This window comes from Celeribacter ethanolicus (assembly GCF_001550095.1).
Lineage (GTDB): Bacteria > Pseudomonadota > Alphaproteobacteria > Rhodobacterales > Rhodobacteraceae > Celeribacter > Celeribacter ethanolicus.
Genome location: NZ_LRUC01000010.1, coordinates 205314 through 224334, shown reverse-complemented (window position 1 = coordinate 224334; position 19021 = coordinate 205314). Strand labels below are relative to the sequence as shown.

At 62.4% G+C, this 19021-nt stretch carries 20 protein-coding genes; 14 read left to right on the top strand and 6 right to left on the bottom strand.

Annotation, left to right across the window (positions count from 1 at the left end; genetic code table 11):
* The first annotated feature begins 5 nt into the window (after positions 1-5).
* A complete protein-coding gene (locus NH195_RS05530; RefSeq protein WP_066704503.1) occupies positions 6-692 on the top strand; it encodes a thiamine diphosphokinase in 687 nt (228 codons plus the stop codon).
* Here NH195_RS05530 and NH195_RS05525 read toward each other — a convergent pair.
* Both NH195_RS05525 and NH195_RS05520 read right to left on the bottom strand, forming a co-directional pair.
* On the bottom strand, positions 689-1624 hold the full coding sequence (locus NH195_RS05525; RefSeq protein WP_066704333.1) for a DMT family transporter: 936 nt from the start codon (positions 1622-1624) through the stop codon (positions 689-691). The genes NH195_RS05530 and NH195_RS05525 overlap by 4 nt on opposite strands.
* Positions 1625-1662: 38 nt before the next feature.
* Positions 1663-2019 carry a YbaN family protein gene (locus tag NH195_RS05520; RefSeq protein WP_238379700.1) on the bottom strand — a complete coding sequence of 119 codons (357 nt, stop codon included), beginning with the start codon at positions 2017-2019 and terminating at the stop codon, positions 1663-1665.
* A gap of 183 nt (positions 2020-2202) precedes the next feature.
* Here NH195_RS05520 and rpiA point away from each other — a divergent pair, with 183 nt between their 5' ends.
* The 6 genes from rpiA to NH195_RS05490 all read left to right on the top strand — a co-directional run bounded on the left by rpiA (position 2203) and on the right by NH195_RS05490 (position 8527).
* The gene (gene rpiA, locus NH195_RS05515; RefSeq protein ID WP_066704329.1) at positions 2203-2988 is read left to right on the top strand and encodes a ribose-5-phosphate isomerase RpiA; all 786 of its coding nucleotides are present in this window, start codon (positions 2203-2205) and stop codon (positions 2986-2988) included.
* 117 nt (positions 2989-3105) lie between these two features.
* Positions 3106-4467: a glutathione-disulfide reductase gene (gor, locus tag NH195_RS05510; protein ID WP_066704327.1), complete on the top strand. Its 1362-nt coding sequence runs from the start codon at positions 3106-3108 to the stop codon at positions 4465-4467.
* Between the two features lie 144 nt (positions 4468-4611).
* A complete protein-coding gene (gene hflK, locus NH195_RS05505) occupies positions 4612-5772 on the top strand; it encodes an FtsH protease activity modulator HflK (protein WP_066704325.1) in 1161 nt (386 codons plus the stop codon).
* Positions 5772-6647: a protease modulator HflC gene (gene hflC, locus NH195_RS05500; protein WP_066704322.1), complete on the top strand. Its 876-nt coding sequence runs from the start codon at positions 5772-5774 to the stop codon at positions 6645-6647. The genes hflK and hflC overlap by 1 nt, the downstream gene beginning before the upstream one ends.
* Positions 6648-6845: a DUF2065 family protein gene (locus tag NH195_RS05495; RefSeq protein ID WP_066704319.1), complete on the top strand. Its 198-nt coding sequence runs from the start codon at positions 6648-6650 to the stop codon at positions 6843-6845. It abuts the gene before it with no gap.
* 212 nt (positions 6846-7057) lie between these two features.
* The gene (locus tag NH195_RS05490; protein WP_066704316.1) at positions 7058-8527 is read left to right on the top strand and encodes a Do family serine endopeptidase; all 1470 of its coding nucleotides are present in this window, start codon (positions 7058-7060) and stop codon (positions 8525-8527) included.
* 86 nt (positions 8528-8613) lie between these two features.
* Here the strand turns inward: NH195_RS05490 and NH195_RS05485 are convergent, their stop codons facing one another.
* The gene (locus tag NH195_RS05485) at positions 8614-9141 is read right to left on the bottom strand and encodes a peptidoglycan-binding domain-containing protein (RefSeq protein WP_066704313.1); all 528 of its coding nucleotides are present in this window, start codon (positions 9139-9141) and stop codon (positions 8614-8616) included.
* Between the two features lie 259 nt (positions 9142-9400).
* Between NH195_RS05485 and NH195_RS05480 the strand changes: the two genes are divergently transcribed.
* The 3 genes from NH195_RS05480 (at position 9401) to purU (ending at position 11460) form a co-directional block, all read left to right on the top strand.
* A complete protein-coding gene (locus tag NH195_RS05480) occupies positions 9401-9724 on the top strand; it encodes a 2Fe-2S iron-sulfur cluster-binding protein (protein WP_066704311.1) in 324 nt (107 codons plus the stop codon).
* The gene (locus tag NH195_RS05475) at positions 9724-10452 is read left to right on the top strand and encodes an FG-GAP repeat domain-containing protein (protein ID WP_066704308.1); all 729 of its coding nucleotides are present in this window, start codon (positions 9724-9726) and stop codon (positions 10450-10452) included. Before NH195_RS05480 ends, NH195_RS05475 begins: the two co-directional genes overlap by 1 nt.
* 123 nt (positions 10453-10575) lie before the next feature.
* Positions 10576-11460 carry a formyltetrahydrofolate deformylase gene (purU, locus tag NH195_RS05470; protein ID WP_066704307.1) on the top strand — a complete coding sequence of 295 codons (885 nt, stop codon included), beginning with the start codon at positions 10576-10578 and terminating at the stop codon, positions 11458-11460.
* Between the two features lie 586 nt (positions 11461-12046).
* Here purU and purD read toward each other — a convergent pair.
* Positions 12047-13312 (bottom strand): phosphoribosylamine--glycine ligase, encoded by a 1266-nt coding sequence (gene purD, locus NH195_RS05465; protein ID WP_066704305.1) that lies wholly within the window; start codon positions 13310-13312, stop codon positions 12047-12049.
* Positions 13313-13399: 87 nt separating this feature from the next.
* On the opposite strand from purD, the gene xseA reads away from it, so the two are divergent.
* Positions 13400-14977 carry an exodeoxyribonuclease VII large subunit gene (gene xseA, locus NH195_RS05460; protein ID WP_066704302.1) on the top strand — a complete coding sequence of 526 codons (1578 nt, stop codon included), beginning with the start codon at positions 13400-13402 and terminating at the stop codon, positions 14975-14977.
* 11 nt (positions 14978-14988) lie between these two features.
* On the opposite strand, the gene NH195_RS05455 is transcribed toward xseA, so the two are convergent.
* Together NH195_RS05455 and NH195_RS05450 are read right to left on the bottom strand one after the other, a co-directional pair.
* Positions 14989-15384 (bottom strand): hypothetical protein, encoded by a 396-nt coding sequence (locus NH195_RS05455; protein ID WP_420795659.1) that lies wholly within the window; start codon positions 15382-15384, stop codon positions 14989-14991.
* Between the two features lie 55 nt (positions 15385-15439).
* The gene (locus NH195_RS05450; protein WP_066704299.1) at positions 15440-16495 is read right to left on the bottom strand and encodes an alkane 1-monooxygenase; all 1056 of its coding nucleotides are present in this window, start codon (positions 16493-16495) and stop codon (positions 15440-15442) included.
* 85 nt (positions 16496-16580) lie between these two features.
* Between NH195_RS05450 and NH195_RS05445 the strand changes: the two genes are divergently transcribed.
* From NH195_RS05445 to NH195_RS05435, 3 genes are all read left to right on the top strand, one after another.
* Complete coding sequence (locus NH195_RS05445; RefSeq protein WP_066704296.1) at positions 16581-17198, top strand: lysoplasmalogenase; 618 nt, start codon at positions 16581-16583, stop codon at positions 17196-17198.
* Between the two features lie 64 nt (positions 17199-17262).
* Positions 17263-18546 (top strand): signal recognition particle-docking protein FtsY, encoded by a 1284-nt coding sequence (gene ftsY / locus NH195_RS05440; protein ID WP_066704293.1) that lies wholly within the window; start codon positions 17263-17265, stop codon positions 18544-18546.
* Entirely contained in the window at positions 18546-18977 is a 432-nt protein-coding gene (locus NH195_RS05435) for a GNAT family N-acetyltransferase (protein WP_066704290.1), read from the top strand. The genes ftsY and NH195_RS05435 overlap by 1 nt, the downstream gene beginning before the upstream one ends.
* Positions 18978-19021 lie beyond the last annotated feature (44 nt).

Here is a 19021-nt window from a genome sequence, read left to right as displayed (position 1 = left end):
TGGTCATGAAATCCATTGAACCCATTCTGAACACTCGAAAAAACGTCACTTTGCTGGGCGGCGGAGCCGTGCGGGCCGATCGTCTCACCGAGGCGCTGTCTTTCGCGCCAAAGCTCGTTGCCGCCGATGGCGGGGCGTCCAAGGCGTTGGCGCTCGGGCATATGCCGGATTGCGTGATCGGAGATTTCGACAGTCTGGGAGCGGAGAGTCGCGCTCGGATCGCAGCGGAGCGATTGTTTCACATTCCCGAACAGGACAGCACGGATTTCGAAAAGGCACTGATGCGGGTGCGCGCGCCGATGATCCTTGGCGTCGGTTTCACCGGTGCACGGATCGACCATGAGCTGTCGGTCTATGCGACATTGGCGCGGTTCCCGGACCGGCGCTGCATCATTCTCGGCGAGGACGACCTCTGTTTCATGGCCCCGCCCGCGTTGTGTCTGGCGACCCGGCCCGGAGATCGCGTTTCGCTCTTTCCGATGGGGCCCGTGTCGGGGCGGTCCAACGGGTTGTGCTGGCCGATCGAGGGGATCGGTTTTGCTCCCGACGGGCGGGTCGGCACGTCGAACAGGGCCGACGGCAGGCAGGTGGATCTGTGGTTCGATGCGCCGGGCATGATGGTGATTCTGCCGCGTGATATGTTGGGGCAGGAGCTGATCGCCCGGCTCGTGGCGGCGCCTGACTGGGGTTAAACCGCGTTGGGGTCGGCGGGGATCGCAGGTTTGCGCCGGTTCACTCGCTCGCGGTGGATGATGTAGAGCCCCGAGGCGACGATGATCGCAATGCCGAGCCAGACCACGGGGGCAGGGAAGTCGCCAAAGACGAGAAGCCCTGCCAGCGTCGAGAACACAAGCTCCAGATAACCCAGAGGCGCGACCGTGGCCGAAGGCGCATGGCGAAGGGCGAGCGTTAGCCCCTGGTGAGAGATGGTCGCGGCGACACCGACCCCCGCCAGCCAGAGCCAGTCCCACCCCGTGGGCCAGCTCGGATCGAGCGGCCCGCCCGTCCCGTCGAAGATGACGAGGAGCGGCCATGCGACGATCAGCGCCGCAATGGCGGTCGAGGCCTGAAGCGCGACCGGGTCGTAATGACGCAGCGCACGCGTCACCAGCATGTAGCAGGCGAAGAAGAACCCGGCCGCCAGCGGCAGGAGCGCTGCGCTGCCAAAGGCCAGAAGCCCCGGGCGTACCACGATCAGCACGCCGACAAAGCCGGTGACCGAAGCGATGAGCCGTCGCGGGCCAACCTCTTCGCCGAACAGGGCCCAGCCGAACAGCAGCAGGATGAAGGGCTCGATATAGGTGATCGCCAGCGCATCGGCCAAAGGCATGATCGACACGGCCCAGACGAAAGAAAAGGTGGCCGCCAGCGTGAGCAGCCCGCGCAGGAAGATCAGAGCGGCGTCGCGTCGTGACATGACAAGCGGCAGGCCAAGCCAGAGCGCGATGGGCAGCAGAATCGCGCCTTGCACAACGAACCGCCCGGCGGTGATCTGACCGACCGCATGATGCGCCGAAGCGAGCTTTGCGAAGACGTCGATGACAGGTGCCACGGCGCAAAAGCCGAGCATCATCATCATGCCGAACAGGGGGCGGTCTTCTGCGGAGGTCGGGCGCTGTGTCATGCGCCCTTGTCGGTGGGATCCGCGCCCGGCGCAAGGGCTCAGGCGTCCGGACGGGTCAGAATATAGAGCGCGCCTAGGGCGATCAGCACCGCCTGCAGCGCGATCCAGGGCCAGGACACGCCCATCAGTGTTGTCGGCAGAAAACTCAGCATCATCATGGAGATTGAAACCCATTTGATCCGTCGCGGGATCGCACCGGTTTCCTCCCATGCACGGATCGGCGGGCCGAAATGCGCATGATCGAGCAACCATTGCCGCAGCCGTGGCGAGCCCTTGGTGAAAAAGAACGCGGCAAGGATGAGAAAGCCGGTCGTCGGCATGACCGGCAGCACTGCACCGATGGCGCCCAGGAGCACGCAGAGCCATCCGAGGGCGAGGTGGAGATATTTCGACATCCGGTCCGTCATCACGTTTTCTAACACATCCCCCTTACTCGATCATTTACGTCGTAGAGCCGCGCTGTCCAGCCGCAAGCCCCGGATTTCGCCTATCCAAATGGTCGCACGCGGCCTATAAATGCCGCTGAACCTGCCATGCCTGAACGTGTTGCGCCTGAGTTGCGCCCTGGGGAAATCGTCATGTCCGATACGCTGTCGCCGATTGATACCGCCAAATTCGTGGCCGCCAGAAAGGCGCTGGATTATGTCGAGGACGGCATGAAGCTCGGGCTTGGCACCGGATCGACGGCGGCCTGGATGGTGCGGCTTCTGGGCGATATGGTGCGCGAGGAAGGGCTCAACATCATCGGTGTGCCGACCTCGTCGCGCACGGCGGAACTGGCCCGGCAACAGGGTATCCGGGTGGTGTCTCTCGACGAGGCGAAATGGCTCGATCTGACGATCGACGGCGCCGACGAATTCGACCCGGAACTGAACCTGATCAAGGGCGGCGGCGGCGCGCTTTTGCAGGAAAAGATTGTCGCCACGGCGTCGGATCAGATGATCGTCATCTCGGACGTGTCGAAACGGGTGGAGACGCTCGGGCATTTCCCGCTTCCGGTCGAGGTGATCCCGTTTGGCTGGCAAACCACCAAGGCGCTGGTGGAGGAAACGCTGGTGGCGATGGATGTGCTGGGCCAGCAATCGACGCTTCGGATGAGCGGCGATGCGGCCTATGTGAGCGACGAGGGCAATCACATCATCGACTTGCACCTCCAGCGCATCGGCAACGCGCGGCAGCTCGCACTTGTGCTCAATCAAATCCCTGGCGTGGTGGAAAACGGGCTGTTCATCGACATTTGCGACAAGGTGATCATCGGCCATGGCGACGGACGGGTGACGGTGCGCGATATTATCTCCGGCGAGGAGAGCGAGGATCAGGTCGAATTTGAGGAGAGCGAAAACATTTTCGCCGATCTGGACTGAACCTGCCGTTCCTGTGATTTTGCAAAGACCCCGTGCAGCTTGCGCGGGGTTTTCCTTTGGCTCCAAAGCCCCTACATCTACCCACGACTTTAGAATTCTTCCAAAAAGGCGGGACAGATGGATTTCGACTATGATCTCTTCGTGATCGGTGGTGGCTCGGGCGGGGTGCGGGCGGCGCGTCTGACGGCGGCTGGCGGGCAGAAGGTCGCCATGGCGGAGGAATTCCGCATGGGCGGCACCTGTGTCATTCGCGGCTGTGTCCCGAAAAAGCTGATGGTCTTCGCCTCGCAATATGCCGCCGCCGCCGATGAGGCCGGGAAATACGGCTGGGACATCAAGCTCGGCAAGTTCGACTGGAAGAGCTTTCAGGCAAAGCTCAAGGCCGAACTGTCCCGTCTCGAAGGCATCTACACCAGGAACGCGGATGCGGCGGGTGTCGAGATTCTGCATCAGCGTGCCACCGTCAAGGATGCGCATACGGTCACTTTGGCCGATGGCACCGAGAAAACGGCGAAACATATCCTCGTGGCCGTGGGCGGTACGCCCTTCGTGCCGGAGCAGACGCCGGGGATCGAGCATGCGATCACCTCGAACGAGATTTTCGACATTCCCGAGTTGCCGAAGAAGATCCTGATCGTCGGAGGCGGTTATATCGCCTGTGAATTCGCATGTATTTTCAACGGTCTGGGCTCCGAAGTGACGCAGGTCTATCGCGGCGCGCAAATTCTGCGGGGCTTCGACGACGAGGCGCGCGGCCATATTGCCGAGTTGATCTCGGGGCAGGGGATCAACCTGCATGTCGGAACCGATATCGAGCGGCTTGAAAAGCGCAAGGACGGCATCTGGACCAAGACCACCGATGGGCGCGAGGCCACGTTCGACGTGGTGCTCTACGCCACCGGGCGCAAACCGGCGACGGCGGGGCTTGGTCTTGAAAACGCCGGTGTCGAGCTTGGTCGCCATGGCGAGATCAAGGTCGATGCGTACAGCCAGACCAACATTCCCTCGATCTTTGCCGTGGGCGATGTGACCGACCGCATTCAACTGACGCCGGTGGCGATCCGCGAGGCGGTGGCCTTCCACGAGACCGTGTTCAAGGGCAATCCGATGACGCCGGATCACAGCAATGTGCCTTCGGCAATCTTCACTCAGCCGGAATACGGCGCGGTGGGTCTGACCGAAGAGCAGGCGCGCGAAGAAGGCCCGGTCGAGGTCTATACCGCCGCTTTCCGCCCGATGCAGAACAGCTTCATCGACAAGAACGAGCGCGTGATGTTCAAGCTCATCGTGTGTCAGACGACGCGCAAGGTGCTTGGCTGTCACATCATTGCGCCGCATGCGGGCGAGATGATCCAGCTTGCCGGCGTGGCGGTGAAAATGGGCGCGACCAAGGAAGATTTCGACGCCACCGTGGCGGTGCACCCGACCATGGCGGAAGAGATTGTCCTGATGAAAACGCCGACCCGCGTTCATAACTGACCGGAACGGGCGAGAAAGGCGGGGTGCGACCCTCTCGCACCCTTGAAAATCCGCCCCGGAAGGAACAGGTTGAAACCGAGCCTCGACCCGACGGCATTTTGCCTGCCGGGTCGGACCCATACGTATAAAGAGGAAATGACCTTAATGGCCAGCAACAATGGCGGTCCCTGGGGCGGCGGCGGTGGCAACCGACCGACGGGACCCAGCGGAGGAGACAACCGCGGCGGTGACAACCGGGGCAACGGGCGGGACAACAACGGTCGCCGCCCCGGCGATCAGCCGCAAATTCCCGAGATCGACGAGATGCTCAACAAGGGCAACGAATACCTGAAGGTCCTGATGGGCGGCAAAGGTGGCGGCACGGGCCGTTCCGGCGGCTCTGGAGCCGGCGGTCCGGGGTTCAACAAGGGCACGATCGGTCTTGTCGTGCTGGGCGCCATCGGTCTTTGGGCCTTTTCCTCCTTCTATACCGTGAAACCGGAAGAACAGTCGGTCGAACTGTTCCTCGGTGAGTTCTACAAGATCGGTCAGCCGGGTCTGAACTTCGCCCCCTGGCCGCTTGTGAGCTACGAAAAAGTCATCGTTACGGGCGAACGCACCGAGAATGTCGGCTCCGCCGGTCAGGGCAGCACCGGCATGATGCTGACGACCGATGCCAATATCGTCGATATTGATTTTCAGGTGGTCTGGAACATCAACGATCCGGCGAAATACCTGTTTAACCTCAGCGATCCGCGCCAAACGGTGCAGGCGGTGTCCGAGGCTTCGATGCGCGAAATCATCGCGGCCTCGACCTTGGCGCCGATTCTGAACCGTGACCGGGGTCTGATCGCCGATAATGCGATGACCCTGATCCAGTCGACGCTCGACAGCTATGACAGCGGCATCACCGTGATCCGCGTCAACCTCGACAAAGCCGACCCGCCGGGTGAGGTGATTGATGCCTTCCGCGACGTGCAGGCTGCAGAGCAGGAACGGGATCGTCTCGAACGTCAGGCCGATGCTTACGCCAACCGGGTTCTCGCCGGTGCGCGCGGGACCGCGGCGCAGATTGTCGAAGAGGCCGAAGGTTATCGGGCGCAGGTGGTCAATGCCGCCGAAGGTGAGGCCAGCCGCTTTACCGCCGTGCTTGAGGAATACAAGAACGCGCCGGATGTGACCCGTAAACGTCTCTATCTCGAAGCCCTCGAAGAGGTCTATGGCGGGATGGACAAGATCATCCTCGACGAAAGCGGCAACGGTCAGGGCGTTGTGCCCTACCTGCCCTTGAACGAGTTGAAGAAATCGACTGAGGGGGCGAACTGATGAAGAAACTTCCCATTCTTTTCGCCGTCCTTTTTGTGGCGCTGGTTCTGGTGATGTCCTCGCTGTTCATCGTGGATGAACGCCAAAAGGCGCTGGTGCTGCAATTCGGCCAGATCAAATCCGTCAAGGAAGAGCCGGGTCTCGCCTTCAAAATCCCGTTCATTCAGGAAGTGGTCTATTACGACGACCGTATCCTGTCGCTCGAGACCCCGGAAATCGAGGTCACGCCTTCGGATGACCGTCGTCTTTTGGTCGATGCCTTCGCGCGTTACCGGATTGCCGACGTGGTGCGTTTCCGTCAGGCCGTGTCCACCGGCGGTGTGCGGTTTGCCGAAGATCGTCTGAAAGGCATCCTCAACGCGCAGCTTCGCGAAGTGCTCGGTGCGGATACGGTCACCTCGAACACGGTGATCTCCGCCGACCGTGCCGAACTGGCCCGTCGCATCCGCGATCAGGCCCGTGCAGAGGCCGCCTCTCTCGGCGTCGACATCGTGGACGTGCGTCTGAAACAGACCTTCCTGCCGGACCAGAACCTTGAGGCCACCTTTGCGCGGATGCGTGCGGAACGTGAACGCGAAGCTGCCGACGAGCGGGCGCGGGGGGAAGAGGCCGCGCAGCGCGTGCGGGCGCAGGCCGACCGGACCGTGGTCGAGCTTGAATCCGATGCGCGCCGGCAGGCCGAGATCACCCGCGGTGAGGCGGATGCGGAGAAAAACCGCATCTATGCCGAAGCTTACGGCGCGGATCCGGATTTCTTCGAGTTCTATCGTTCGCTCGACGCGTACCGTGCGGGTCTGCAAGGGTCCAACACTACCATGGTGATGTCGCCGGACAGCGAGTTCTTTGACTATCTTAAGTCCGATCAGGGCAAGTAAATGGCATTTCTGATCCTCGCTGTGGGATTGGTGCTTTGTGTGGAGGGGCTGGTGCTTGCACTGGCCCCTTCGCGTTTGGAGGACGTCGTGCGCGCGTTTGCGGAAGTGCCGCCCGCGACATGCCGCGCCATCGGCTTGGTGGCTTTGGCTCTGGGCGTGCTGCTGGTGGCGCTGGGGCGGCGCTGGCTCGGCCTTTGAGGGGCGGGCGTGTCATTCCCGTCTTCCGTCACCCTCCTGCCGGAATTCCCCGCAAACCGGAGGCCTTTCTCCTTGTCACACCCCGCTCACATGCTGTTGACTGGGCGCGACAGGGTTTGAGTTGTGCCGCATGGCCCCTATCTGTACCCCGAAAAGGCAGTTGTCGCGTGGGGCCGAGATCCTCGCGCATCCATACGGAGGACCGAATACCGATGACACAGGCTCGCGCCGTTTCCCTTCCCCTGGGCATGTCCCGCACCGATCTGCGAGCGCTTTTCCTCGCCCTGATCGCCACGGTTGCACTGATGTTCCAATCCGTCGCCGCAGAGGCGCGCGGGGCGCCGGAAACCTTTGCCGATCTCGCCGAAAAGGTCAGCCCCGCCGTGGTGAATATCACCACCACGACCGTGGTCGAGGCCTCCACCGATCAACAACCGATCGTGCCGGAAGGCTCACCGTTCGAAGATTTCTTCCGTGATTTCATGGATCGTAACGGTCAGGGTGGCCCGCGCCGGTCGCAGGCGCTGGGCTCCGGATTCGTCATTTCCGAAGACGGCTATATCGTCACGAACAACCACGTGATCGAAGGTGCCGACGAGATCGAGATCGAGTTCTTCGAAGGCTTCACCCTTCCGGCGAAACTGGTGGGCACCGATCCGAAAACCGACATTGCCGTGCTCAAGGTCGACAGCGACAAGCCGCTGAAATTCGTACCCTTCGGCGACAGTGATGTGGCCCGTGTGGGCGACTGGGTCATGGCCATGGGCAACCCGCTCGGTCAGGGCTTCTCCGTCTCCGCAGGCATCGTGTCGCAACGCGGTCGGGCTCTGTCGGGCGCTTATGACGATTACATCCAGACCGACGCCGCCATCAACCGCGGCAACTCCGGCGGGCCGCTGTTCAACATGGACGGTCAGGTGATCGGCGTGAACACCGCGATCCTCTCGCCCAATGGCGGCTCCATCGGCATCGGTTTCTCGATGGCCTCGAATGTGGTCTCCAAAGTGGTCGATCAGCTCAAGGAGTTCGGTGAGACCCGTCGCGGCTGGCTGGGCGTTCGCATTCAGGACGTGACCGACGATGTGGCCGAGGCCATGGGGCTCGACGCCGCCAAAGGGGCGCTGGTCACCGATGTGCCGGAAGGCCCGTCGAAAGAAGCTGGCATCGAAAGCGGCGACGTCATCCTGTCCTTCGATGGCAAGGATGTGAAAGACACCCGCGAGCTGGTGCGTACCGTGGGTGAGACCGAAGTGGGCAAGGCCGTGCGCATCGTGGTGTTCCGCGATGGCAAGACCCAGACCCTGATGGTCACATTGGGCCGTCGCGAAGAGGCCGAAAACACCGCTTTCCCGGAGGACAATCCCGCCGCAGAAGCGCCGGAAACCGTGCAGATGATGGGCATGACCCTGCAACCGCTCGACGACACGCTGCGTGAACAGCTTGGCGTCTCGGCGGGCACTGACGGTCTGGCCGTGGTCGAAGTGGACGAAACCTCCGAGGCCTATACCAAAGGGCTGCGTGCCGGTGACGTGATCACCGAGGCCGGTCAGCAGAAGGTGACGAGCCTCAGCGATCTCGAAGCGCGTGTCGACGAGGCCAAGGAAGCCGGGCGCAAGACCGTGCTGCTTCTGGTCCGCCGCGCCGGCGAGCCGCGTTTCGTGGCGCTGGGGGTTGGCGAGTAAACCCGCCTCTCATCTGTGAATGACAAAGGCGGCCCCCCGGGCCGCCTTTTCCTTTGTCGGATCTCCTTTGCCGTCTCGTGGCCGTGTCACTCCTCGCGGGGCACTTCCTTGAGGCCCAACTGACGCGCGGCGGCGATGGAAAGCACCTCGCTGTTCACCCCTTGCTCGAGCTGATAGGCGCGGATCGCGCGACGGGTGGCATGGTCCATCTTGCCGTTCACAGCCCCCTGGAAATACCCGCGCACCTGCAACGCGCGCTGGACCGAGGCAATGAATTCGGGCGTCCAGTCCTCCCGGCAGAGGGTCTCGAACCACAGCTCCTTGCGTTCCCGCACGATTTCCTGACGGGTTTCGGTGCGGTAAACTGCCGGGTAGGCGACTGCGCCCGAGCTGTCGATCTGCGGCGGCTGCACCATGACATGTTCGGTGACCGTTTCGATGATCGCTGGCGTCACATGACGGGCGTAACAGGCCTCCGGATCGGCCCCCGGCGGTGCGCCCGGCGTATCGGCGGCGCGCAGAATCTCGGTGTCGGGTGCACTCATCTGACAGGCCGACAAAAGGGCGCTCATCAGGACAAGCGTCAGGCGCAACGGGGGGCTCTTTCGGGACATGGCTCTGCTCTTGTGACGCCTCTCGTGGGCTTTCGGCAATGTTAACGCGGGTTTGCCGAATTCCAAAGGGGGAATGCGGTTGCATCCGGAGCCCTGTCCGCAGAGAGACTGCGATCCTGTGCCTGAAAATGCGCCGATGCGGGATTTTCTCCGTTGCGTGCCATCCGGACCGCTGGTCGCGACGGAATGCCCCTTTTCTCCGGGCAAGCCGCACGATAAGCCTGTGGCGACGCCAAAGCTGCGAAAAGAGGATGAGCCAATGGTCAAGATCACCTATGTCGAATTCGGCGGCACCGAACATGTCGTGGACGTGCCCGTGGGGCGCACCGTCATGGAAGGTGCGCGCGACAATGGCATTCCGGGCATTGACGCCGATTGCGGCGGTGCCTGCGCCTGTTCCACCTGTCATGTCTATGTGGCGCCCGACTGGGTCGAGAAACTCCCGGCGAAGGACGATATGGAAGAAGACATGCTCGATTTCGCCTTCGAACCCGATCCGGTGCGCTCGCGCCTGACCTGCCAGATCAAGGTCACGCCGGAGATCGACGGTCTCGTGGTGAACCTGCCTGAAAAGCAGATCTGATGCTGAGACTGGTCGCCTTGCTTATGCTGGCGGCCAGTCCGTTTGTTGCCAGTCCGCTTTGTGCCGCCCGGATTACCGGGGCGCATTACGCGGAGCCGACTACGGCCTATGGCCACGGTGCGGTGAAGAACGGTGAATATGCCCGCATGGTGGTCACGCTGGATGACGGCACCACGCGCGAAGCCTTTTTCAAAAAAAGCGTGTTCGAAGATACCGCGCCGCGCCTCCATGATTTCGATGGTGACGGGCGGCCCGAGGTCGTGTCCGTGGTCAGCGGCTTTGCGACGGGCGCCTGGGTTCAGGTTTGGACGCTCGACGGCCAAGACCGCCTCGTCCCCGCCAAGGCCAGCGCGCCGATCGGTCAGCCGCATCGCTGGCTCGCCATCGCCGGGATTGCTGATTTCGATGGCGACGGGGTGGATGAGGTGGCCTATGTCGACCGTCCGCATTTGTTCAAAGAGCTGGTGCTTTTGCCGGTCGATCTGACGGGGGAGGGGATGCTCGTGCCCACAGCCCGGCTGGGCGGGCTGACCAACCATCATCTCGGTTCTGACCGGATTGAGGGCGGTGTGCGCGCCTGTTCGGGGCAGGCGCCGGTGATCCTGACCGCCGATGCGGATTGGACGCAGATCATGGCAACCCGCTGGGAAAACGGCGGCTTGATGGCAACGCCTGTGGCCCGCTACGCGGGGGCTGCGAGCTTTGCGTCCCATATGGCGTGCAACTGACGCCTTTCGGAAACTTCCGCCGCTGATCGACCCGCGCCCTGGCTGGAAACCTGTCGTTTTGCCTCTGGCGCTGCGGCCTGCGACACGGCAAGACTTCGCGTCGGAACCAAGAAAAGGCCCGCTATGACCTCGCATGTCCTGACCGTCACCTGCCCTTCGAAACGCGGTATCGTCGCCGCCATTTCCGGCAAGCTCGCCGAACTGGGATGCAACATCACCGATTCCGCACAGTTCGACGATCCCGATACGGATCGGTTCTTCATGCGTGTCAGTTTCGTCTCCGAAAAGGGGCTGACGCGCGCGGATCTTGTCGCGGAATTCACCCCCGTTGCAGAGACTTTCGAGATGACATGGGCGGTGCATGACGAGGCGAAAAAGATGAAGGTCGTGATCATGGTGTCCCGTTTCGGGCATTGTCTCAACGATCTTCTCTACCGCTGGCGGATCGGCGCGCTGCCCATCGACATCGTCGCCGTGGTCTCCAATCACATGGAGTATCAAAAGCTTGTGGTGAACCATGACATCCCGTTTTATCAGGTGCGCGTGACCAAGGAGAACAAGCCGCAGGCCGAAGCGCGCCTTTTGGAGATCGTCGAGGAGAGCGGTGCGGAGCTTGTCGTTCTGGCGCGCTACATGCAGATCCTCTCTGATCGGCTTTGTCAGAGAATGTCCGGTCGGATCATCAATATCCACCACTCTTTCCTCCCAAGCTTCAAAGGCGCGAACCCGTATAAACAGGCGTTCGAGCGGGGCGTGAAACTGATCGGAGCAACGGCGCATTACGTGACCGCCGATCTCGATGAGGGGCCGATCATCGAACAGGACACGATCCGCGTGACCCATGCGCAATCGCCCGAGGATTACGTGTCTCTGGGCCGTGATGTGGAGGCGCAGGTGCTGTCGCGTGCGATCCATGCGCATATCCATCACCGGGCGTTTATCAACGGCAACAAGACGGTGGTGTTTCCGGCGTCTCCGGGCAGCTATGCCTCGGAGAGAATGGGGTGAGAGCCAGTCCGGCTTTGCCGGATTGAACGCCCGCGCGCACATGCGAGGGCCGGGTAAGAAGCACTTAAGCGTTGCGGTTGAGAAGAGGGCTGCCCCTCACTTGGCACGGGGTCCCCGCGCCAAGCTAACCCCGGGATATTGGGGGACAAAAGAAGCACGCGCCCTCATCCGTGCCAACGCTTTTCTGAGGCCTCGGCGTACCCCTTTGTCCCATGATCTGGAACAGAGGGCTTCTTCCGTCACGGTCATCGGCGTCCCCGCCTGTACCGTGGTTCCAGATAAAAGCACCAAGGTTAATTTGGGCTTAATGGGATTTCTTTTGTCCTCAAATATCCCGGGGGAGTGGGGGCCGGCCCCCACGGATAATGAGTGTGTGTGGGCGTGAGCGTTATGGCTGCGAAACGGCACAACAGAAAAGGCGCGCCGTTCGAGCGCGCCCCAATATCTGTCGCGACAGCCTTGCTCGGGCTTTTACACCGAAGTTCCAAACCGGAGGGCCATTCGAGCCTTTGGTGCAGTTCGCAGCATGGTTATGCCACGGGTAAGGTTAACATCGGTTTAACCGCGGCCAGATTATTTAACCGGATCACTTCAGCGCCCGCCAGCCGATGTCCGAGCGGTTGAACCCTTCGGGCCAGTCGATGCTCTCGATCATCGCATAGGCGCGATCCCGGGCTTCCTGCAAGCTGTCGCCGCGCGCGGTGACATTGAGGACACGCCCGCCGGAGGCGACGATCTGGCCGTCTTTCAGCGATGTTCCCGCATGGAAGACCATGTTTTTCGAATCCTCGGGCAGGGCATCCAGCCCCTTGATCATAGAGCCTTTTTCATAGCTGCCCGGATAACCGTTCGCGGCCATCACAACGGTCATCGCGTGATCGTCGGCCCAGTTCACCCTGGCCTGATCCAGCGTGCCTTCGGCGGTCGCGAGCATCAGGTCGAGCGCCTGCGCGCCCAGACGCATCATCAGCACCTGACATTCTGGATCGCCAAAACGGCAGTTGTATTCCACAAGGCGCGGCTGGCCGTCCTTGATCATGAAGCCGGCGTAGAGCACGCCCTGATAGGGCATGCCGCGCTTCGCCATCTCGGCGACGGTCGGTTTGACGATCTCGTCCATGGCTTTCTGAATGACGCTGTCGGTCATCACCGGCGCGGGGGAATAGGCGCCCATGCCGCCGGTGTTGAGGCCGGTATCACCGTCGCCCACGCGCTTGTGATCCTGCGCCGTGCCGATGGGCAAGACGTTTTCGCCGTCACACAGGATGAACCAGGAGGCCTCTTCGCCCTCCATGAATTCCTCGATCACGACCTCCGCACCTGCGCCACCGAAGGCACCGCCGAACATGTCGTCGATGGCCTCCAAGGCGGTCGACTCGTCCATTGCGACGATCACGCCTTTACCGGCGGCAAGACCGTCGGCCTTAACCACGATCGGCGCGCCTTGGTCGCGGATATAGGCCTTGGCGGCCTCGGCATCGTCAAAGCGCGCATAGCCAGCGGTCGGCGCGCCCGAAGCGTCGCAAATCTCTTTGGTGAAGCCTTTCGAGGCCTCAAGCTGGGCCGCCGCTTTGGACGGGCCAAAGGTCAGGATGCCCGCCGCGCGCAGATCGTCGGCGACGCCTGCGGCCAGGGGCGCTTCCGGGCCGATGATCACGAAATCAATCGCGTTTTCCTCGACGAAGGCCACCACAGCCGGACCATCGTTAATGTCAAAAGACGCGCATTCGGCGATTTTCGCGATGCCCGCATTGCCCGGCGCCACGATCAGCTTGTCGCATTTCGGGTTCTGCATCACCGCCCAGGCCAAGGCATGTTCACGCCCGCCGCTGCCAAGGATCAGAATGTTCATCGCGCCTCTCCGCTTCACCTTTGGTTGCGCGCGTTCTAAGGTCAGCGCGAGTTTGACACAAGCACGAGCAGCCGCCGGAGACAGAAGATGTCCGATCTTTTCGAGGATGACAGCCCGAAAGGCACTTCCAACGCCCCGGAGTTTACCGTTTCCGAGCTTTCGGGCGCGGTGAAGGCGATGATCGAGGGCGAGTTCGGCTATGTGCGGGTGCGCGCCGAGGTGGGGCGCGTGTCACGACCGCGCTCGGGGCATTTGTATTTCGATCTCAAGGACGAGAAATCGGTGATCAATGCGGTGAGCTGGAAAGGTCAGGTCGCGCGGATGGAGGTTCAGCCCGAAGAGGGGATGGAGGTGATCGCGACGGGGCGGATGACGACCTTCCCCGGCGGGTCGCGCTATCAGATCATCGTCGACAATGTGGAGCCTGCGGGGGCGGGCGCGCTGATGGCGATGCTGGAAAAGCGCAAAAAGGCGCTGGCTGCCGAGGGGCTTTTTGATGCGGCGCGCAAGAAACCCCTGCCGTGGCTGCCGGAGGTGATCGGGGTGGTGACTTCGCCCTCGGGGGCGGTGATCCGCGATATTTTGCACCGGCTGAGCGACCGGTTTCCGCGCCATGTTTTGATCTGGCCGGTGGCGGTTCAGGGGCAGAAATGCGCGGAAGAGGTTGCGAACGGGATCAGGGGGTTCAATGCTCTGCCGGTTGACGGCGACATCCCGCGCCCCGATCTTATCATCGTCGCGCGCGGCGGCGGATCGGTCGAGGACCTTTGGGGCTTCAACGAGGAAATCGTGGTGCGCGCCGCCGCCGCGTCCGAGATACCGCTGATCTCTGCGGTGGGCCACGAAACCGATACGACGCTGATCGACTTTGCCTCGGATCGTCGCGCGCCCACGCCCACCGCCGCCGCCGAACTGGCCGTGCCGGTGCGACGCGAATTGTGGGTGACGGTGCAGGAACTGCGTGCCCGGATGGAGCGGGCTTTGAACAGTGGTGTCGAGCTTCGGCGTCAACGGCTGCGCGATCTGAGCCGGGCTTTGCCGCCGAAAGAGCGCTTGCTCGATGGGCCACGGCAGCGGGTCGATCAGATGGATTTGCGGCTCACGCAGGCGCTGATTAACAGCGTGCGCAACCGGCGGCTCAAGCTTTCGGAAGCGGCGACGGTTCTGCGTCCCGCGATGTTGCAGAGCCGGATGCGGGCGCAAGGGGATCGGCTGACGTCTCTCTCGACACGTCTCGCTCCGGCTCTGGCGCGCGGGACGGGGCAACACCGGCGCGATCTCGATCGGCTCGCGGCACGACTCTCTCCCGCCACTATTTCGCGCAATACGGCTCAGGCGCGTCGCGATATGACGCAGCTTTCGGATCGCTTCGCCCGCGCAGCCCAAGGCCAGACGCATCGTTGGCGCGCGGCTCTCGATCAGCGGGCGGGGCTGCTCTCTGCGCTGTCCTATGAGGAAACCCTGAAACGCGGCTACGCGGTGGTGCGCGATGCGGAGGGGGGGGTCGTCACCTCGTCGAAAGACGCGGGCCGTATGCATGAGGTGCAGTTTGCCGACGGGCGTGTGCGGATCGGGAGCGGTGTTGCGACCCCGCCCAAACCCGCCAAACCGCGCGCCCCGAAGGGAGCGCCGAAGGACAAACCGGAGCAGGGCAGCCTGTTCTGAGAAGGGCGGGATCAGACCCCGATATGCGGTCCCATGCAGGCCAGCGGGCCGTCGGAGGTCCAGGCCTCGTAAAGCTCGGTGCCGCTTTCGCCCTGGAACACGGCCTTGAGCTTGTCGCTCTCGATGAAGAATTGCCAGCATTGCGGCATCAGCCCGTCCTCATAGACGAAACAGATGTTCTGATCCTGCTCGTACCAGATACCTTCCTTGCAGGTGTCCTGATCGAAGGCCCAACGCACCCGTTTGCCCGGCAGGTATTGCTCTGCGCCATAGGGCTGACCGTCCTCGGCGAAGGTCAGGGTCTTGCCGGTGGCATAGGCCTCGAATTCCGCACCGGACAGCGGATCGGCGATCAGGGGCGCGGCGCAGAGGCACAGGAGCGGGGCGAAGAGCAGGCGAGTCATCATGCGGTAACCATGTCATATCGGCGGGTTTTGCACCATTCACGTTCTTAACAAATGGTTAAGCCTCAGGGGGGCTCCCGCGCATTGGAACGAGCCGCGCCACACGCGGGTCCATCACCTTGCGCCACAAGGGCGGGATCAGCGCCAGCGTCGCCATCGCGGGAAGAGATCGTGGTAGTTGTGGCATCTCGTCGGTGATTTTAAGTGCCGGATAGGGCTTCATCGGGTGCGCATGGTGATCGGAATGACGCGGGGCATTGAGCATCAGAAGCGAGGTGAACCATTGCGGGCTGTTCCAGCTATGCTCCGGGCCAACGGGGTCGTATCTGCCCTCTGAAATTTCGCGCCGACGGAGGCCATAATGCTGCACGTAATCCGACAGCATGAGTTGGGCGGAGGCATATCCCGCCAGAAGGATGTATTTGAAAACGCCGGTCAAACCGCCAATGACGAAGGCCAGCCCCAGACAGGCGACAGCGCCCCCGAGATAGAGCGCATAGGGGTGCAGATCGGTCGATCCGGCGCGTTGGCGCATGGCGTTTTCGGCGCGCAGTCCGGCTTTGAAAGACCCGAACCAGGCGCGCGGCAGAAAGCGGTAATAGCTCATGCCCAGAGGCGCGGAATTGGGGTCCTCGGGCGAGGCGGCATAGCGATGATGGACCCGCACATGCGCGGTTGCGTGATGGCCGAACAGGAGTGTGATATAGACCCATGTGCCGAGACGGCGCAGCGTCCGGTCGGAGCGGTGAACCATCTCATGGGCATTGGAATTCGACACCTGTCCGAAGAACAGCCCCATGCCGAAGAACACGAAGACCCTTTCCCAAAATGCGAATTGCCCATTCGACAGCGCCCAGACCGCGAGCGGCAAAAGCGCGAAATGCGCGAGCGCCAGTATCGCGGACAGCGCGTTGGCGTCGGGAAATTCGGCCTCCGGGTTTTCCGGCTGCGTGGCCAGCGCGATGAGTTGATCCAGCGCATAGGCCAGCGCCGTCATGTAGAGAAATCCGGCCACGGCCCAAACCCCGCCGAACAGGGCCCCCAGCGTCAGAAGCACGACGGGCGCGAGCGTGGTGACGGCAAAAAAACGAACGATATGCGTGGTTTTCTGCATTCCGGCGGCTCCTGTCGGGTTAAAGTGACTATAGAACGGGGAATTTTTCGCTGCAAAAGCGAAAACAGTGAAAGGCAGGGGCGATATGGAGATGTGGCTTTGGGGTGTCGCGACGATTTTCGCGCTGAGTTACGTGCCCCTGTCGTCGCAGCCGCCCGCGCTCTGGCGCAGCGGGATCAAGACCCTGCCGGTTGCCCTGCTTGCCGTGATCGCGGGTCTGTCACATGCGCCGCTTTTGCTGATTGCCGGGCTGGCGCTCTCGGCCTTTGGCGACTGGGCGCTGTCGCGGCCCGGTGAGCGGGCGTTTCTCATCGGGCTGATCGGCTTCGCGCTTGGGCATCTCTGTTACCTCGGGCTGTTCGTCGGGCATGTGGAAAATCTTGCGCTCTGGACCGTGTTGCCCTTTGTCGCGCTGGCACTTTCGACGGAGGTCTGGCTCACGCCACACACCGGCGCGCTCAAGGCCCCGGTGCGCATCTATGTGCTGTTGATCTGCGCCATGGCGGTGGCGGCGGTGAACCTGCCCGCAGAACTGCGTTTCGCCAGTCTCGGCGCGGTGGCTTTCGTCGCCTCCGACCTGATCCTCGCGATTCAGATGTTCCGGCTGGGGAAGATGCGGGCGCTGAGCACATGGGCAGGATATGTGCTCTGGCTGCTCTATGTTGCGGCACAGGCGCTGATCCTTGGCGCCTTTGTCCTTTGAGCGTGCGCTGGGGGCTTTCTTCTTGGGGAGAGACTCATTAAGTGACGACAGGAACGGAGGCCCCATGTCGCTTTTTTCGAAACTCAAATCCCGTCTGATGAAATCCTCGTCGAAGATCGACGAGGGGTTGGAAGCCATTGTCGAGGATGGCGGCGCGGAAAGCGGTATCGAGGAGGCCTTTGTCGAGGAAACGTCCGGAACGCCGAAGGCCGAACCCGCACCGGTTCCTGAGCCTGAGCCGGAGGTTGTTCCTGAGCCGCACCCCGATCCGGAAATCGTGCCTCAGCCGCTTCCGGAGGACCAGCCTGTCGATGTGCCGCAGGAACTGCCGGTCACGCCGGAGCCGGATGTGAGGCCTGCGCCGGTCGAAATGCCTGCGGAGCAGCCGACTGAGGTGCCGTTTGAAATTCCGACCGAAATTCCCGTCGAGGATGTGATCGAAGCCCCGGCTGAGACGGTCAAACCGGGTTTCCTCGGGCGGCTCCTGGGCCGGAAAGAGCAAAAGACCGTCACCCGCCGGGTACTCGATGACGACATGCTGGAACAGCTCGAAGAGCTGTTGATCACCGCTGACATGGGGGTCGAGACCTCCATGCGCGTGACCGCCGCCATGGCGGAAGGTCGTTATGGCAAGAAGCTGTCGGTCGAGGAGATCAAGCGGCTGATGGCGCGCGAAGTGGCGCGGATCATGGAGCCTGTGGCGAAACCGATGCCGCTTTACCGGAAAACGCCGCAGGTGGTGCTTGTCGTGGGGGTCAATGGCTCCGGCAAGACGACGACCATCGGCAAGCTCGCCTCGCAGTTCAAGGCGGCGGGCAAGTCGGTTGTGATCGCGGCGGGCGATACCTTCCGCGCCGCCGCCGTCGAACAATTGCAGGTCTGGGGCGAGCGCGCCGGTGTGCCGGTTTTGACCGCGCCCGAGGGATCCGATCCGGCGAGCCTTGCCTTCGATGCGATGACGAAGGCGCAGGAAAGCGGCGCGGATCTTTTGATGATCGACACGGCGGGGCGGTTGCAGAACCGGCAGGATCTTATGGAGGAGCTGGCGAAAATCGTCCGGGTGATCCGCAAGAAGGACGAAACCGCGCCGCACAACACTCTGCTTGTGCTCGACGCCACGACAGGGCAGAACGCACTTTCGCAGGTCGAGACCTTCCAGAAACTCGCGGATGTCTCCGGCCTCGTGATGACGAAACTCGACGGGACCGCGCGGGGCGGCGTTCTGGTGAGCCTGGCCGATAAATTCGGTCTGCCGATCCATGCGATCGGGGTGGGCGAACAGATCGACGATCTTGCGCCCTTCGATCCCGAGGAATTTGCCGCGGCCCTGATGGGTCTGGAGGTTTGATGCTCGAAATTCTGCACGCAATCGGCCCGAACAGTTGGGTGTCGGGCGGCGATCCCGTGGCCCGGCGCGAGGCCATGCAGGAATTGTTCTTCGATTATCCGGTCTGCCCGGAGGAAACCGGCGAGGACTGGCCCGAGGATCGCGAACTCTATTCCGAGATGGTTGTGGTCGATGGGCCGCGCCTTGTCGGCACGGCGATGCTTGTCGTAGATCCGGAGCGCGAAGATCGCCCGGCGCGGATCTGGGGCATGGGCGTTTTGCCGGAATATCGCACCGATTTCGTGGTGCGCACGCTTGAAGAGGCGCTGATCAACGCGGGCTATCTCGATCCGGCCTATGCGTTTATCGAAGCGACCGACGGCATGCTGGTGCCCAACCCCTATTCCGATATGCCGGGGCTGATGCGCGGCGACGGCCCGCGCGCCGCCTGAATTTCGGGCAGCCCGAGCGGGGCCGTGCACCGGGGCGGGGCGAT